Source organism: Rhodococcus sp. NPDC003318 (assembly GCF_042879035.1).
Classification (GTDB): domain Bacteria; phylum Actinomycetota; class Actinomycetes; order Mycobacteriales; family Mycobacteriaceae; genus Rhodococcus_G.
On sequence record NZ_JBIAOU010000007.1, the window covers coordinates 167344 to 183266 of the forward strand.

At 69.7% G+C, this 15923-nt stretch carries 14 protein-coding genes; 5 read left to right on the plus strand and 9 right to left on the minus strand.

The features are described 5' to 3' along the window. Positions 1–7: 7 nt before the first annotated feature. From ACFYVR_RS14230 to ACFYVR_RS14245, 4 genes are all read right to left on the minus strand, one after another. On the minus strand, positions 8–874 hold the full coding sequence (locus tag ACFYVR_RS14230; RefSeq protein WP_387474067.1) for an SDR family NAD(P)-dependent oxidoreductase: 867 nt from the start codon (positions 872–874) through the stop codon (positions 8–10). 163 nt (positions 875–1037) lie between these two features. Further along, positions 1038–2468, minus strand: coding sequence for an MFS transporter (locus ACFYVR_RS14235; RefSeq protein ID WP_387474069.1), 1431 nt, complete (start codon positions 2466–2468; stop codon positions 1038–1040). Continuing rightward, the gene (locus tag ACFYVR_RS14240) at positions 2465–3256 is read right to left on the minus strand and encodes an enoyl-CoA hydratase-related protein (protein ID WP_387474071.1); all 792 of its coding nucleotides are present in this window, start codon (positions 3254–3256) and stop codon (positions 2465–2467) included. The genes ACFYVR_RS14235 and ACFYVR_RS14240 overlap by 4 nt, the downstream gene beginning before the upstream one ends. A 31-nt stretch (positions 3257–3287) precedes the next feature. Further along, positions 3288–4238, minus strand: coding sequence for a PDR/VanB family oxidoreductase (locus ACFYVR_RS14245; protein WP_387474073.1), 951 nt, complete (start codon positions 4236–4238; stop codon positions 3288–3290). Between the two features lie 152 nt (positions 4239–4390). Between ACFYVR_RS14245 and ACFYVR_RS14250 the strand changes: the two genes are divergently transcribed. From ACFYVR_RS14250 to ACFYVR_RS14260, 3 genes are all read left to right on the plus strand, one after another. Further along, complete coding sequence (locus ACFYVR_RS14250) at positions 4391–5173, plus strand: SDR family NAD(P)-dependent oxidoreductase (protein WP_387474075.1); 783 nt, start codon at positions 4391–4393, stop codon at positions 5171–5173. An 18-nt stretch (positions 5174–5191) separates the two neighbouring features. Continuing rightward, complete coding sequence (locus ACFYVR_RS14255; protein ID WP_387474077.1) at positions 5192–6058, plus strand: alpha/beta fold hydrolase; 867 nt, start codon at positions 5192–5194, stop codon at positions 6056–6058. Between the two features lie 91 nt (positions 6059–6149). Beyond that, the gene (locus ACFYVR_RS14260) at positions 6150–6791 is read left to right on the plus strand and encodes a TetR family transcriptional regulator (RefSeq protein ID WP_387474079.1); all 642 of its coding nucleotides are present in this window, start codon (positions 6150–6152) and stop codon (positions 6789–6791) included. Positions 6792–6794: 3 nt separating this feature from the next. Here ACFYVR_RS14260 and ACFYVR_RS14265 read toward each other — a convergent pair whose 3' ends face one another. The 4 genes from ACFYVR_RS14265 to ACFYVR_RS14280 all read right to left on the minus strand — a co-directional run bounded on the left by ACFYVR_RS14265 (position 6795) and on the right by ACFYVR_RS14280 (position 10736). After that, the gene (locus ACFYVR_RS14265) at positions 6795–7136 is read right to left on the minus strand and encodes an antibiotic biosynthesis monooxygenase (protein WP_387474081.1); all 342 of its coding nucleotides are present in this window, start codon (positions 7134–7136) and stop codon (positions 6795–6797) included. Between the two features lie 125 nt (positions 7137–7261). Continuing rightward, entirely contained in the window at positions 7262–8755 is a 1494-nt protein-coding gene (locus ACFYVR_RS14270; RefSeq protein WP_387474083.1) for an aldehyde dehydrogenase, read from the minus strand. Positions 8756–8765: 10 nt separating this feature from the next. Next, on the minus strand, positions 8766–9590 hold the full coding sequence (locus ACFYVR_RS14275; protein ID WP_387474085.1) for a mycofactocin-coupled SDR family oxidoreductase: 825 nt from the start codon (positions 9588–9590) through the stop codon (positions 8766–8768). A gap of 132 nt (positions 9591–9722) precedes the next feature. Continuing rightward, positions 9723–10736 (minus strand): GNAT family N-acetyltransferase, encoded by a 1014-nt coding sequence (locus ACFYVR_RS14280; RefSeq protein ID WP_387474087.1) that lies wholly within the window; start codon positions 10734–10736, stop codon positions 9723–9725. Between the two features lie 190 nt (positions 10737–10926). Here ACFYVR_RS14280 and ACFYVR_RS14285 point away from each other — a divergent pair, with 190 nt between their 5' ends. Together ACFYVR_RS14285 and ACFYVR_RS14290 are read left to right on the plus strand one after the other, a co-directional pair. Continuing rightward, complete coding sequence (locus tag ACFYVR_RS14285; RefSeq protein WP_387474089.1) at positions 10927–12096, plus strand: SRPBCC family protein; 1170 nt, start codon at positions 10927–10929, stop codon at positions 12094–12096. A 20-nt stretch (positions 12097–12116) separates the two neighbouring features. Further along, on the plus strand, positions 12117–13268 hold the full coding sequence (locus ACFYVR_RS14290) for an acyl-CoA dehydrogenase family protein (protein ID WP_387474091.1): 1152 nt from the start codon (positions 12117–12119) through the stop codon (positions 13266–13268). A 779-nt stretch (positions 13269–14047) separates the two neighbouring features. Here ACFYVR_RS14290 and ACFYVR_RS14295 read toward each other — a convergent pair. Further along, positions 14048–15694 carry an FAD-dependent oxidoreductase gene (locus ACFYVR_RS14295; RefSeq protein ID WP_387474093.1) on the minus strand — a complete coding sequence of 549 codons (1647 nt, stop codon included), beginning with the start codon at positions 15692–15694 and terminating at the stop codon, positions 14048–14050. Positions 15695–15923: the final 229 nt, after the last annotated feature.

A 15923-nucleotide genomic window follows, 5' to 3' on the forward strand; every position in this document is an offset into this window, starting at 1 on the left:
CGTCGGGCTAGGAACCGGCGGTCGGGTTCAGGTCCTCCTCGAACCACATCCCGACCCGGGCGAGGGTGCCGCCGTCGGTGGTCGGCAGCGTGACGCCGGAGATGTAGGCGGAGTCGTCGGAGACGAGGAACAGTGCGGCCTTGGCGTTGTCCATCAGTGACGGCGGACGGTTCAGCTTCAGCGGGATCGGCGAGACGATCGGATCCCACGGGCCGGCGACCTCCTCGTAGGACTGCCCGACGACGGGGGTGCCCGCGGGCGCGAGGAAGTTCGGCGACATGCCGTGGGTGGGGGCGATGGCGTTGACGCGGATGCCGTCGCGGCCGAGGTCGAGGCTCAGGCCCCGCACCAGGCCGTTGACGCCGGCCTTCGTCGCGGAGTACAGCGCGATGCTGTGGTACGCGGCGAGCGACGCCGCGGAGGAGGTGGCGAGGATGACGCCGCCGCCGTTGGCGCGCAGTGCCGGCACGGCGGCCTGGGCGGAGTAGATCACGCCGCTGAGGTTGACGCCAAGCACGTGGTGCCAGTCGTCCTCGGTGAGGTCCTCGAACGCGACCTGTTCGCCGCCGGCGACCGACGGCACGCCGCCGCGCGAGACGACGCCGGCGTTGGCGAACATGATGTCGAGCTTGCCGAACTCGTCGACGGTGCGGGCGACGGCCTCGACCATCTGTGCCTTGTCGCTGACGTCGGCGACGATGTCGATCGCGGTGCCGCCCCGCTCCTGCACGAGCTTGACGGTGCCGGCCGCACGCTCGGGATCGATGTCGACGACCGCGATCTTCGCGCCTTCGGAGGCGAACAGCTGGGAGGACTGCCGTCCGAGTCCCGAGCCGCCGCCGGTGATGATCGCGACCTTGTCGTTGAGTTTCATGTGGGCTCCTCGGGTCCGACGAGTGGTGGCGCCGGTCTTCCGGCGTCCGGAATGACCATGAAAGAATTTGGCGTGCACCGGATTCGGTGAACAGCGTCGCTTCCCGGGGATCGACCTCCGGCGCGTCGAGACCCACGCTACGCCCCGAGCTGTGAGACGTCAATCAAATTTTGTTCTTTGACATGCGGTGGGTCGACATCCCGACCACACCCGCACCCGCGGCCGCCGCCGCCCCGATCCAGAACGCGAGGACGTAGGCCGATTCGGAGGCGACGTCGGTACCCGGCACCGTCGTCGCGGCGAGCAGCGACGCGATCGTCGCGCTGGCCAGCGAGCTGCCGAAGATGCGCGCGATCGCGTTCACGCCGTTCACGACGGCGGTGTCGGCGGCGGGCACCGCACCCACGAGCAGCGACGGCAGCGCGGCGTAGGCACCGCTCACGAAGACGTTGACCACCACCGCCGCCACCACCATCTGCCAGGGCTTGTCGTGCGCGACGATCAGGACACCGAAACCGGCAACGCCGACCGCACACATCGCCGTCAGCACCCGGTCGGCGCGGAACCGGTGGATCAGCCGGCCGCTCACCGCCGCGGACAGCACACCCGCGACCGACCCCGGCAGCAGGAACAGCAGGCTCGCCTCGAGCACGGTGACACCGAACCCGTACCCCCCGAGGTCCGCGTCAACCTGCACGAACTGCGCGATCCCGAGGAACTGGACGTACATGGCGGCGCCGACCAGCACCGCCGCCACGTGCGCGGGGGTGACGGCCCATCCGATCAGCGACGGCGGCGGAACCAGCGGTGTGGCGCACTGCTTTTCGTGTCGATACCACCCGAGCAGGCAGCCGAGACCGCCGACCGCCGACAGGAGCGCAGGTGCGATCCCCCACCGGTCGCCCTCCGCGATCGCGAGCAGCACCGCGCAGAGCCCGACCGCGAGCAGCACCGCGCCCATGGCGTCGAACCGTCCGCCGTCCAGCTCCGACCGCCCGGTGCCGGGGATCGCCAGCCAGGTGACGACGAGGGCAATCAGGCTGAGCGCCAACAGCATCCAGAAGACCCGACGGTATTCGCCGCCGCCGGCGACCAGCACGCCGGCCGCGACCATGCCGACGCCGCCCCCGGCCGCCATGATGCCGGACATCAGCCCGATGGCGTGGGCGAGCCGTCGTTCGTCGAGGATCGCGCGCACCACCGCCACCCCGACCGGGAACAGCGCGAACGCTGTGCCCTGCAGCACCCGACCGGCGATCAGCAGCGGCAGGGACGGTGCCAGCACGCACAGAACCGAGCCGATGACCACCACGACGAGCGTGCCGATCAGTACCGGGCGGCCCCCGCGCTGGTCGGCGAGCCGGCCGAGCACCGGGGTGGTCACCGCGGCCGCGAGCAGGTTCGCGGTGAGCACCCAGCCGACCGCGGTCGGACCGATGTCGAGTTGGCGCGCCATGGTCGGGATCACCGGGACCACAGCGGCCTGCAGGATCGCCAGGGTCATCATCGAGAAGCACAGCGCGGCAACGACTCGTCCGCCGCGGACTCGGGCGGCGGCGGCGGGACGGACGTCGGTACGCGCGTCCGCGGTCACCGCCCCGTCCACTGGGGGGTGCGTTCGGCCGCGAACGCCCGCGGCCCCTCCTTCGCGTCCTCACTGGTCATCACGATCCGGGTGGCGTCGCGGTTTATCGCCCAGTCCTCCTGCGCCCATCCGGTGTTCGCGGCGGCGCTCTCGTGCATCACCCGCTTGCTCTGCTGCACGGCGATCGGGGCGTTCGCGGCGATCGTCCCGGCGAGCTCGAGGGCCGCGGCCAGCGCGGTGCCCGCCGGGGCGACCGCGTTGACCAGGCCCAACTCGTAGGCGCGCGCCGCGGACACCGGGCGTCCGGTCAGCGCGATCTCGGCGGCGACCTTCGGCGGCACCTGCCGGTGGATGCGCAGGACGCCACCGGCAGCGGCGATGAGGCCGCGGGTGACCTCGGGCAGACCGAGTGACGCCCGCTCGTCGATGACGGCGAGGTCCGCGGACAGGACGATCTCGGTGCCACCGCCGAGCGCGAAACCGTTCACCGCGGCGATCACCGGTTTCGGGATCCAGTGCCGGACGATGCCGGCGAAGTCGCGGTCGCGGTGCTCGGGGTCGTAGACGCCTCGGCCCGCGGCGATCTCCTTCAGGTCCGCGCCGGCGCAGAAGGCCCGGCCCGCACCGGTGATGACGACGACCCTCACCTCCGGGTCGGCGGCGGCGCGTTCCAGCGCGGCTCCGGCGGCCGCCGACAGCGCGGCGTCGACGGCGTTGAGCACGTCGGGCCGGTTCAGCGTCACGATCGCGACATGGTCACGCACCTCGTACAGGGCGGCCGGCTCGGTCACGGTCACAGAGGTCTCCTCACGGGGCGGGGACGACGATCTACAGGTCGAGGACGAGCCGGGGCGTGCAGCTGCGGGAGACGCAGATCATCATCGCGTCGTTCGCGGCCTGCTCGTCGTCGGTGAGGACGGAGTCGCGGTGGTCGGGCCGGCCGGCGAGCACGGCGACCTCGCAGGTCCCGCAGGTGCCCTCCCGGCAGGAGAAGTCGACGTCGACGCCGCTGCGCTGCAGTGCGTCGATGATGGACTCCGACTCCGCCACCTCGACGACGCCGCCGCTGCGCCCGAGCTCCACTTCGAAGGCACCGTCCTCGGTTTCGCCGATGTCCTTGGGCGCGAACCGCTCCACGTGCAGCGTGACGTGATCGCGTTCCCGGCAGGCGGATTCGATCGCCTGCAGCAGCGGCTCGGGGCCGCAGCAGTACACCGCGGTGCCCGGCGCGGCCGCGTCCAGGGCGGTGGCCAGGTCGAGGATGCCGTACTCGTCCTGGGGGCGCAGCAGAACCCGATCGGGGTGCGCGGCGGTCAGGTCGTCGGCGAAGGCCATGCTCGCGCGGGTGCGACCGCCGTACAGCAGCTGCCACGCCGCGCTGCGCTCGTCGACGCGGTGCAGCATCGGGCGGAGCGGGGTGATGCCGATGCCACCGGCGACGAAGAGGTACGAGGGCGCCTCGGCGAGCGCGAAGTGGTTGCGGGGACCGCCGGTCTCGATGAGGTCGCCGACCTCGAGCTTGTCGTGCACGTACGCCGAACCGCCGCGTCCGTTCGGCTCGCGCAGCACACCGACGGTCAGCGAGGTCGTGTCGCCGGGGTCGCCGCACAGCGAGTACTGGCGGGTGACCTCGCCGAGGACGAGGTCGAGGTGGGCGCCGGGCTCCCAGGCTGGCACCTCGCCGCCGTCCGGGTCCGTCAGTGTCACGAGCACGACCCCGTCCGCCGCCGGCTCCTTGGCGCTCACCCGCATTCGCCGGATTGTCTGGTTGTCGGTCATCGGCTGTGTCCACTTCACTCGATCCATACTTGACTAAATCTTATGCAATTAGATTAATTGGACGCAAGGGCGACGTAGAGGGCACTTGCCCAGGGCCACATCGTGGGTCTAAATCTATAGTTGTTAGCCGCATGACCGACAGGAGCACACACATGGACGCACCTTCCTCCCCGGGATCGGTGCTCGACCTGTTCCGCCTGACCGGATCCGTCGCGGTCGTGACCGGGGCGGGCAGCGGCCTCGGCGCGGGTTTCGCCCGGGCCCTGGCCGAGGCCGGAGCCGACGTGGTGGTCGCGGCCCGGCGCCGCGACCGGCTCGAGCAGGTCGCGGAGACGGTGACGGCCGTGGGGCGGCGCTGCCTGGTCGTACCCACCGACGTCACCGACCCGGACCAGTGCGACGCCCTGGCGAACGCGACGATGGCGGAGTTCGGCCGCCTCGACGTCCTGGTGAACAACGCCGGTGTCACGCACGCGGCGCCCGCAACCCGTGAACGCCCCGAGGACTACCGGAACGTGCTCGAGGTCAACCTCTTCGGCGCCTACTGGACCGCGCAGGCGTGCGCCCGGGTTATGCGTCCCGGCGCGAGCATCGTCAACGTGGCCAGTATGCTCGGCCTGGTGAAGTCGATACTGCCGCAGGCCGCGTACGCGTCCAGCAAGGCCGGCCTGATCGGGCTCACCCGCGACCTGTCGAATCAGTGGTCCGGACGAAAGGGCATCCGGGTCAACGCGATCGCCCCCGGCTTCGTGGAGACCGACATGATCGACGAGATGCCCGCACAGACGCTGGCCCGGTTCGTCGGCGAGTCCTCACTCGGCCGCGCCGCCACCCAGCGCGAGATCGACGCCGCGGTGGTGTTCCTGGCCAGCCCCGCCGCGGGGTACGTCACCGGCTCGACCCTGGCGGTCGACGGCGGCACGTCCGGCCACTGACCACGAGGAAGGCCCACCATGACCGACACCACCACTGCCGTCCGGCTGCAGGGCGACGGCGTCACCCTGGTCGCGGACCGCTGGGACCCCGTCGACCGTCCCGCACTGGGCACCGTGCTGCTCCTGCACGGCGGCGGTCAGACCCGCCACTCGTGGCAGCGCACCGGGAAACGGCTCGCCGACCACGGCTGGAGCGCACTGGCCGTCGACGCCCGCGGGCACGGGGACAGCGACTGGGCCGACGACGGCGACTACGCGATCGCCGCGCACGCCCGCGACCTCGTCGCCGTGGCGACGAAGCTGGACACTCCCCCGGTACTGGTGGGCGCCTCGTTGGGCGGCATGGCCTCGCTGCTCGCGCAGGGCTCCAATCCGGGACTCGCCCGGGCGCTCGTCCTGGTCGACATCACCCCGCGGGCGGAGCCGGAAGGCATCACGAAGATCACCACCTTCATGCGCGACGGCCTGGCCGGCTTCGACACCCTCGAGGACGCCGCCGCAGCCGTGGCGGCCTACAACCCGCACCGCAAGCGGCCTCCGCGGGCGGACGGGCTGCGCAAGAACCTGCGAGAGCGGGACGGCCGGTGGTACTGGCACTGGGATCCGCGGATGCTCGGCGACCGCGTGAACAGTCCGGAGCAGGCCGGTGTCCGCGAGGAGCAGGCGCGCGCCGCCGCGCAGGCCGTCACCGTCCCGACCCTGCTGATCCGCGGCGCTCAGTCCGACGTGGTCAGTCCCGAGGGCGCCCGCGACCTCCTCGAGCTGATCCCGGGGTCTCGGCTGGTCGACGTCGGCGGTGCCGGGCACATGGTCAGCGGCGACGACAACGACGTGCTCAGCGAAGGTCTGCTCGAGTTCCTCGATCGCGACGTCCCGGCGTGGTGAGTCGACGGTCGGGGCAGCCGGCCGACCACCCGTTACGATCAGGGCGACCGGCCAGGTGCGCCGCCTGGCGGCGCCGAGTGGAAAGCACGAGATGCCCCGACCGTCGAAACCGCTGATCAGCCGCGCCTCCGCGGTCGCGGCGTCCATCGAGATCATCGACACCGAAGGGCTCGAGGCGTTCAGCCTGCCGCGGCTGGCCAAGCATCTCGGCGTCCGGGCACCCTCGCTCTACCACCACTTCTCCGACAAGTCGGAGATTCTCTCGGCGGTCGCGCGGCAGATCGCCGGCGCCGGCTCGATTCCGCGGCGCAAGCCGGGGCCGGACTGGCCGGAGTACTTCGTGTCGATCGCGATGGGCTTCCGGCAGTCGATCCTGCGGCACCGCAACGCGGCGCCGATCCTGCTGCAGTACCTGCCGCGCGACCTGCTCATCGGCACCTACGAGGAGACGGCCCGGTTCCTCGAGGCGTCCGGGGTCCCCGCCCGACTGCACGTGCAGATCCTCGACGGCATGGAACGACTCTCGCTCGGCGCGGCCCTCACCGAGGCGATGCGCGGGCCGAGCACCCGCACCACGATCTTCCCGAACGTCGACCCGGAGTCGCAGCCCACCCTGGCCCGCGCACTCGAGGAGAACGAGCTCACGTCGAAGAAGCTGTACGAGGAGATGGTCCGCAGCTTCCTGTTCGGCGTCATGCGCGACGAAGCCGGATCGGACACCAGGACGGCCTGACGGTCAGGGGCGTTCGAACAGGTCCACGGCCGTGGTGACGCGGTCGTTCGGCAGTTCCTCGGCGATGTTCTCACCGGTGCGCAGCCAACCGCCGCGCAGCGCGGAGCGCAGCCAGTTGTCCAGGGCGACCCGGGTTTCGAAGCGCAGCACGATGACGCAGACGTCCGAGGTGCTGCTCTCCTTGAGCCAGCCGCCACCGAGGAAGCCGGGGAAGATCCGGGCGAGGCCGAGGCCGCTCTGAATCCAGTCGGCGAACTCGTCGTCCCGCCCGGGCCGGATCCGACGCACGATGGTGGTGGTCACGTTCGCGCCGTCGTCGTCGGCCACGCCGCCGGTGTTGGTCACTGTTATCCGCCTCGGCTCCCGCGCACGTCCACGTGTGCGACCACTTCAAAATAGCAGCGCAACGTCCACAGGCGATGCCCCGGAACGAATCTTTTCCGGGGCACCGCCCGTGTCGTCGTGGACGCCTACTGCGCGGGTGCGGGCATGTGCACCGTCTTGGTCTCGAAGAACTCCTCGAGACCCTCGACGCCGCCCTCCCGGCCGAGACCGGACTGCTTGTATCCGCCGAAGGGGATGGTGAAGTCGATGACGGCGCCGTTGACGCTGATCGTCCCGGTCCGGATGCGTTGCGCGAGGGCGTAGCCGCGGTCCAGGTCCTCGGTGTACACGGCGCCGGAGAGTCCGTAGATCGAGTCGTTCGCGATCGCGACCGCGTCGTCCTCGTCGTCGTAGGTGATCAGCGAGATGACGGGGCCGAACACCTCCTCCTGCGCGATCCGCATGTCGTTGCGCACGCCGTCGATCAGCGTGGGGGCGACGAAATAGCCCTGGTCCACGCCCTCCGGCCGGCCGCCGCCCAGGACGACGGTCGCGCCGTCCTCGACCGCGGCGGCGATGTAGCCCTCGACGCGGTCCCGGTGCCGTTCACCGGCGAGGGGGCCGAGGAAGTTGGTGGGCTCCCACGGGTTGCCGATCGGCAGGGAGCCGTACGCGACCTTCAGCGCCTCGAGCACCTCGTCGTGCCGCGTGCGGGAGACCAGGACGCGGGTCAGCGCGATGCACGCCTGCCCGGACTGCATGCAGCCGCCCATCGGCAGCGACTGCAGCACGTGGTCGAGGTCGGCGTCGTCGAGGATGATCGCGGCCGACTTGCCGCCCAGTTCCAGTGACACGCGGGCGATCCGGTCGCTCGCGAGGGAGGCGATGCGGCGGCCGGCGACGGTGGATCCGGTGAACGTGATGTGGTCGACGTCAGGGTTGGTGACCAGGGTCTCGGACACCTCGCGGTCGGCGATCAGGACGCTGACGACCCCCTCGGGGATGCGGCCCTCGGCGACGAGTTCGGCGATGACGTCGGCGAACACGGCCGGCGACAGCGGCGCGTCCGGCGCGCCCTTGAGGATCACCGAGCAGCCCGCGGCGAGCGCAGGCGCGACCTTGAAGGCGATGGTGCCGATCGGACCGTTCCACGGAATGATCGCGGCGACAACGCCGGTCGGCTCCTTGAGGATGCGGGAGACGCCGCCGTCGGCGCGGGTGCGGTCGTCGCGGACCTCGAACGTGCGCGCCTCGGCGGCGACCGCGCGGAACAGACCGGCGGTCATCTGCTGGGTGCCCGCGCTGACGGCGACCGGAATGCCGACCTCGAGGACGCCGATCGTGGTCAGCTCCGAGGTGCGCTGTTCGAGCCGGTTCGCGATCTCGTCGACGACGTCGGCACGTTCGGCCATCGACTTGCCGGCCCAGGCGCCCTCGTCGAAGGACTTCCGCGCCGCGGCGACGGCACGCGCGACGTCTTCCGCTGTGGCACTGCGGATCCGCGCGGCGCGCTGTTCGCTCCACGGGTCGACGAGGTCGATCCACTCGTCGCCGGTCGAGTCGACCCAGCGGCCGCCGATGAAGACCTGCTCGCGGTCGGCGACCGTGGGGGCCGACGCGGTGGTGTCCGTGATGGTCATGTGTGGCCTCTCAGCGGTTGTTGTAGCCGGCGTCGACGGGGAGGGTGACGCCGGTGATGTAGCGCGCCTCGTCGGACGCGAGGAAGACGATGGCGTTGCTGATGTCGACGGCCTCGATCAGCTCGACGGGCATCGGGTTCTTGTAGGCGTCGTCGTTCGCGACCTCGGGGTGCGCATTGACGAACGCGCCGTATTCGGCGTTGGCGACCATCGGGGTGTTGACGCCGGTCGGATGAATGGTGTTGACGCGAATGAAGTTCTTGGCCAACTGCTTCGAGTACAGCCGCATGAGTCCGACGACGCCGTGCTTGGCGGCCGAGTAACCCGCCTGGCCGGGGAAGGTGTTGAGCCCGATGCTGGTCAGCCCTGCCGCGGAGCTGGTGATCGCGACGGATCCGCCCTCGCCGCGCTCGATCATGCCGGGCACCGCAACCTCGAGGACGTGCCAGACGCCGGTGAGCATGGTGTCGACGGCGTCGTGCCATGCCTGCGGCTCGCTGCCCTGGTCGATCACGGGCATGATGCCGGCGTTCGGCACCAGGATGTCGACGTGGCCGAACTGCTCGATGCCCGCGTCGTAGGCGCGCTGGACGTCCTCGCGGTTGCGCACGTCGCCGATCGTGGTGACGATCCGGCCACCGGCGTCCTTCACCAGACGCTCGGTCTCGGCGAGGTCCTCCTCGGTGGCCATCGGGTAGAACACGGACGGGATCTGCGCGCAGATGTCCATGCCGATGATCGCCGCACCCTCCTCGGCGAGGCGGACGGCGTGGGAGCGGCCCTGCCCGCGCGCCACGCCGGTGATGAATGCGACCTTGCCTTCGAGCCTGTTCATGGGATTCCTTCTCTCGCTGACTGTGTCGACCCGGGCCGTCGTCGATCGGGGCGCGATCGGACCGGGGAATCGACCACCGGGTGTCCGGGGAGGTGAGTGCGGGCGGGGATCCCGCGGCCGCTGTGAGTGCCGTCACAAAACGCTACGCGCAACCGTGGCATCCGTCAACGCATTACAGATATCGTCATTCGTCTCATGTGTCATACTGCCGACCTGGTAGCAGGCGTGCGCCTCCGCCTGTTCGAAGGAGAGCAGCCGGCACATCCGCACGGCGCGCTCGTCGTCCGGGTCGATGCGCATCAGCGCGAGCTGGGCACCCGCGTCACGCAGGGCGGCGAGCGCGCACACCAGCAGGGCCGACCCGAGACCCCTGCCCGAGGCGCGATCGGCGACGGCGAGGGCGCCGATCCACGCCGCCCGCAGCTCTTCGTGCTCGTGGAGCGTGGGGTCGAAGCGGACGAAACCCGCCGGCCGACCGTCCACGGAGGCGATCACGGTGGATCCGGAATCTGCTGCGCGCGAGAGTATGTCACGATTCCGGGGCGGCATGGTGGTCGCGGAGAGCACCGCGTCCATCGCGCCGCCGAACTCCTCGACCGAGGCGGGCTCCGCCAGCGCAGCGTCGGTCGGCACGGGGTCGAGCGGCGCGGCCCACGGTCCCGACAGGTGGCGCACCAGCGTCCACTGTCGCCTGACCGCGGGCACGCCGAATCGGGACGTCAACCGCTCGGAGGCGGGATGCGAACCGTAGGCCCACGCCCGCAGCACCCGCGCCCCCGTTCCGGCCCAGCCGCCGTCGCCCGCGGTGTCCAGCCCCAACTCCTCGACCAGAAGCGTGGCGATCCCGCGCGACCGGTAGTCGGGGTCCACGACGAACTGCCCGACGCCGAATCCGTCGGTGTCCACCGCGAGGTGCAGGTAGGCGACCACCACCCACGGCACGTCGGGTCGGGCACTCAGGTCGCGCCGGGCCCGGATCGGCAGGTGCCACACCCGCTGCTCGTCGTCCGAGCGACCGTCGACCGCAGCCGGGTCGACGGCCGAGAATCCCGCCTCGGCGTCGTAGTCGGCAGCCCGGCGCACCAGCCCGAGAACCTCGTCGCGGTCGTCCGCGGTCAGCTCGCCACACCAGCGGTAAGAGATCATCCCTACTCCTCGTCGAGCGGATCTGCCCACAAATCTAACGGCCGTCGGTTTAGGCCGCAAGGGTGCGACCGGAAGCCGAGGGTTTACAACTAAACCTAACTCATTTAGATTTAGCTCATGGATCGGTCGGTCCGGCGTGAGGGCGTCACGGACCGGGGCCGACGTCGCAGACGAGATTGGGAGGAAACCGATGACCGAGGTCGGAGCACCCCGCGAGGAACGCATTCGGCGGGCACTGGACCACCTGCGCAACGACACCACCGACGAGTTCGAACACCTCACCTGGTTCGAGCCGGAGGAATTCACCGATCCGGCCGTCGCCAAGCGCGAACGGGACCTGGTCTTCGGGCGGGTACCCAGCATCGTCGCCCACGGATCGGAGATCCCCAAGGCCGGCGACTTCTTCACACTGCAGCTGCCACGGAACAACGTCATCGTCGTCCGCCAGCGCGACGGCAGCGTCAAGACGCTGGTGAACCTGTGCCGGCACCGCGGCGCCATGGTGGAGAAGGAGGAGAAGGGCCGCTGCCGGCTGTTCTCCTGCCCGTACCACCGGTGGTCGTACGACACGGACGGCAGCCTGCGCACCATCACCCGCGACAACACCTTCGGTGAGGCCGAGCGGGAGAAGATGGGCCTGATCCAGCTGCCGACCGAGGAGCGGCACGGCTTCATCTGGGTGGTCGACGACGCCGACGCCGACATCGACGTGGCCGCGTGGCTGGGCCCCGAGATGGACGCGATCCTCTCGACCTACGACCTGGAGTCGAAGGTCGCGGTCAAGGCCGAGGGCTTCGACGAGCCGGTGAACTGGAAGATCATGCAGGACGCCTTCCTCGACGGCTACCACATCCAGTACGCCCACCCGAACACCGCGGCGAAGCACATCCACACCAACGTGATGGCGTTCGACGACTTCGGCAGGCACTGCCGGTTCATCGCCCTGCGCAAGTCGATCGACCGCTGGATCGAGGAGGATCCCGGCGACCGCAGCCTGGCGAAGGACGTCACCGAGACGCACTTCCTGCTTCCGAACAGCACCCTGCTGCGTCAGCCGGATCACTTCCAGCTCTTGACCTTCCGTCCTCATCCGACAGATCCGCAGCGCAGCCGCATGGAGATGCGGCTGATCGTGCCGAAGGTCGAGGACACCGAGCTGACCGAGGAGAAGTGGACCCGGATCTGGGACAAGAACTGGGAGATCCTCCTCGCCGTGCTGCACGCCGAGGACTTCCCCCTGCTGCGCGACTCGCAGGTGAGCATGAGCAGTGCCAGCGCCGGCCGGATGGTCATCGGCCGAAACGAGGTCGCCAACCAGGTGTTCCGGCGCGAAACCCAGAAACTGTTGAGCGAGAACTGACTTCCGAGGAGTAACAGACCGTGGAGAGCGATCTCTTCGACAACGACCACGAACTGTTCCGCGCCGCGGTGCGCGGATTCGTGGAACGCCACGTGGTACCCAATCTGGAGAAGTGGGACGCGAACCGTCTCATCGACCGCGACACCTGGCTGACCGCCGGCCGCCAGGGCCTGCTCGGGCTGACGGTGCCGGAGGAGTTCGGCGGCCCCGGCGAGACGGACTACCGCTACCGCGTGGTGATCCAGGAGGAGATCGCCCGCGTCGGCGCGTCCGCGCTGCAGTCGGGCTTCTCCACCAACGACGACATCGTGCTGAACTACCTGCTCCGGCACGCCGACGACGACCAGAAGCGCCGCTGGCTACCGGGATTCGTGACGGGCGAGACGATCGGTGCGATCGCGATGAGCGAGCCCGCCGCCGGCAGCGACCTGCGCGCCGTCACCACCACCGCCGTCCGGGACGGCAACGAGTGGGTTCTGAACGGCGCCAAGACGTTCATCACCAGCGGTATCCTCGCCGACCTGGTGGTCGTCTTCGCCAAGACCGACCAGGACGCCGGCTCCAAGGCGTTCAGCCTGTTCGTCGTCGAGGACGGCGCCCCCGGCTTCACCCGCGGCCGCAAACTCGACAAGGTGGGCCTGCACGCCCAGGACACCGCCGAGCTCTTCTTCGACAACGTCCGGATCCCGCAGGAGAACCTCCTCGGGGAACGGGGAGCAGGCTTCGCGTACCTGATGCAGTCGCTGCCCCTCGAACGGCTCGGCATCGGCATCGCCGCGCAGGTCTCCGCCGAGGCGGTGTTCTCCTGGACGATGGACTACGTCCGCGAACGCACCGCGTTCGGCAAGCGGATCGGCGAATTCCAGGGCATGGGCTTCGATCTCGCGAAACTACGCACCGCCGTCGAGGTCTCGCGCGCGTACATCGACCGCTGCATCCGCGAGTACAACCAGGGCACCCTCACGGCCGTGGACGCGTCCAAGGCGAAGCTCTGGGCAACCGAACTGCAGGGGCAGGTCGTCGACGCCGGCGTCCAGTACCACGGCGGCTACGGCTACATGATGGAATACCCCGTCGCCAAGGCCTACCTGGACCACCGGATCCAACGGATCTACGGCGGCACCAACGAGATCATGAAAGAGATCATCCACCGGGACCTGATGAAGGCCTGACCTTCACCCTGTGCGCGTGGTGCCACCGTGGGGCGGATCATCGGATCCGCCCCACGGTCGTGTCCGGAACCGGTCGTCGAACGCCTGCACCTCGCAGCGGGACCGTCTACGCTCGAAACCTATGGATCGTTGGTTAGCGGCGCCATCCCGACCGACCCGAACCGCGCTTCTCGTCGGCACATTCGCCACCGCCGTCCTCGGCGCCGCGCTCATGGAACCGGCCACCGCGGCGGCCGACGAGTACGGCCCCCGCCAGCCGGACCGGGACTCCGCGGTGACGTACTCGGTGCAGCACCCTCGGCCCCTTCCGATCCGGATGAACGACCCCGGATGCCGCCCCGACTCGGCCCACGGTTCCGGTCGATGCGATGTCGTGGATCGCGCCGACCGGAGGTGGCCGTGGACTGGATTCCTTCGGGGGCCTGGGCGTTCGAGGTGAACACGCTCACGAAGCAGTCCACCGTGTACACACCACCCTCCCCCGGTGTCGCCTGGGCCGCGATGGGTTGCGAGGTCGAACTCCACTGCAGCGGAACCACGATCTGTTGTCGGGAACCGTCCGGGCGAGGTTGATGTTGTGCGAGACGATGAGGATCGTCGCTTCGATCTCGGTGTTGATTTCTGACCGACACCTCGATGCCCACCCCTGGTTCCTTCCACCGTGCGACATGCGCGCGTTTCGATTGACCCCGCCGTGCCCCGACCACGGCGGCTTCTTCGACCTGTCCTCCGCGACTCGGGTCGCGGACCGCTCTCGCCGGCTGCACCGGCGAGGTGTGTCAGACCGTTTCCGGCACCCGACGCTGCAACGCAACGTCGACCATGCCGAGCCGATTCACCACCTTGACCCTCGGACGACCCGCGACCCGTCCGGCCTTGCGTTCGTGTGCGTCCAGCCGCTTCCACCCCGCCAGATCGACGCGATCGGCGTGCCGCTGCGCGAGCAGCCGACGGAACGCGCTCAGTTCTTCCTCCACGGACCCGAGTCGACCCGCCGCGAAGTCCGACACCAGCTCTGCGACAGTCTGTTCCGAGCACAGCCGGTTGGACCCGATCACGCCGATGGGGCCACGCTTGAGCCAGCCGGCCGTGTAGACGCCGCGCACGGGGGTCCCTGTCGCTGGATCGTGGACGACGCCGTTGCGGTTCGGCAGCACACCGAGTACGTCGTCGAACGGCACGCCGGGCAGCGGGCGGCCTCGGAAGCCGACCGAACGGAGGACGAGCCCCGCGGTCAGGTCCTCGACCTCGGGGTCTCCACCGAGCGCCGGCCCGGTGACCTCGACCCGCAGGCCGTCCGTCACCGTCGCACCGAGCACCTCGGTCGGCGACCGGAAGAACTGCAGGTGGATCTGCCGGTTGCCCGGCACCGGCCGGGCGTGGTGGTACCGGTCGAGGATGGACGCGCGGATGCGGGTCAACTCGTCGGCGGCGAGCGCGGGATCGAACGGGTGCGACGCCGTCACATCCAGCCCGGGAAGGTTCCCGAGGCCCAGCAGCTCCGGTGTGCTGAACGCCGCGTGCTCCGGGCCACGTCGGCCGAGGACCACCACCTTCCGAATCCTGCTGGCGACCAGCGCCTCCAGGGCGTGCTCGGCGATGTCGGTACCGATCAGGCGGGAGGCGTCGCTCGTCAGGATCCGGGCGACGTCGAGCGCCACGTTCCCGTTGCCCACGACGACGGCGCACTCGCCCGTCAGGTCGAATTTCGCGTCGGCGTGATCGGGATGGCCGTTGTACCAGAGCACGAAGTCGCGCGCGGCGACCGTGCCCGGCAGGTGCTCACCGGGAATGCCGAGCCGCCGGTCCCCCTCGGCACCCGATGCGTAGACCACCGCATGGTGGTGCCGCAGCAGCTCGTCGTGCGTGACGTGCACTCCCACTTCGGTGTTCAGGTGGACGGTGCAGGACTTCCTGCCGAGCGTGCGGGCGAACAGCTTGGCGATCCCCTTGGTGGCAGCGTGGTCGGGTGCCACCCCGTAGCGGACGAGACCGCCCGGCGTGGGCAGCTTCTCGAGGATGGTGACCTCGACGTCGAGCCCCTTCGTCGTGCACAGCGCATCCGCGACGTAGCACGCCGACGGTCCGCTGCCCACGATCGCCACCCGAAGGGTTCCGGGGCTACTCGTCCCGACCGGCGGCGCCTTCTCGTCCGTCGACGTAACCCGAGGCCGGTCGCGGAAGTATGCCGCGTTCATCTCGACGAAAGGTTGTGTCGCGGAGGTGATGTCCTCCGGGGGCACGATCGCGTCCACCGGGCATTCGTCGATGCAGGCGCCGCAGTCGATGCACGTGTCGGGATCGATGAAGAGCATCTCGGTCCGGATGGTCACCCGCTCCTGCGGGGTCGGATGGATGCAGTCGACCGGGCATACCGCGACGCAACTCGCGTCGTTGCAGCACGGTTGGGTCACCACGTGCGCCATGGTCGCTCCTCATCGCTTGTCACCTCGGACCCACGTCTCATTGCTGAATTGACACGCAAGGCGCTTCGGAGGCGAACGCGGAAAACTATGTGGCCGTGAGTGTCACGTGATCGCTGTCCGGGATCCTCAGGCGAGCTGGTTTACAGCTTACAGCTTCTGTCATCTGTTATACGCCATGTGACCCACACCACGCAAGGTGCGGGACGGCCACGTGCCGCATCCGCCGCCT

Excerpts from the sequence above, each read along its gene's own strand:
- ACFYVR_RS14230 (WP_387474067.1), bottom strand. The coding sequence starts at position 874 with ATGAAACTCAACGACAAGGTCGCGATCATCACCGGCGGCGGCTCGGGA.
- ACFYVR_RS14245 (WP_387474073.1), bottom strand. The coding sequence starts at position 4,238 with ATGACCGACAACCAGACAATCCGGCGAATGCGGGTGAGCGCCAAGGAG.
- ACFYVR_RS14250 (WP_387474075.1), top strand. The coding sequence starts at position 4,391 with ATGGACGCACCTTCCTCCCCGGGATCGGTGCTCGACCTGTTCCGCCTG.
- ACFYVR_RS14255 (WP_387474077.1), top strand. The coding sequence starts at position 5,192 with ATGACCGACACCACCACTGCCGTCCGGCTGCAGGGCGACGGCGTCACC.
- ACFYVR_RS14260 (WP_387474079.1), top strand. The coding sequence starts at position 6,150 with ATGCCCCGACCGTCGAAACCGCTGATCAGCCGCGCCTCCGCGGTCGCG.
- ACFYVR_RS14270 (WP_387474083.1), bottom strand. The coding sequence starts at position 8,755 with ATGACCATCACGGACACCACCGCGTCGGCCCCCACGGTCGCCGACCGC.
- ACFYVR_RS14275 (WP_387474085.1), bottom strand. The coding sequence starts at position 9,590 with ATGAACAGGCTCGAAGGCAAGGTCGCATTCATCACCGGCGTGGCGCGC.
- ACFYVR_RS14280 (WP_387474087.1), bottom strand. The coding sequence starts at position 10,736 with ATGATCTCTTACCGCTGGTGTGGCGAGCTGACCGCGGACGACCGCGAC.
- ACFYVR_RS14285 (WP_387474089.1), top strand. The coding sequence starts at position 10,927 with ATGACCGAGGTCGGAGCACCCCGCGAGGAACGCATTCGGCGGGCACTG.
- ACFYVR_RS14295 (WP_387474093.1), bottom strand. The coding sequence starts at position 15,694 with ATGGCGCACGTGGTGACCCAACCGTGCTGCAACGACGCGAGTTGCGTC.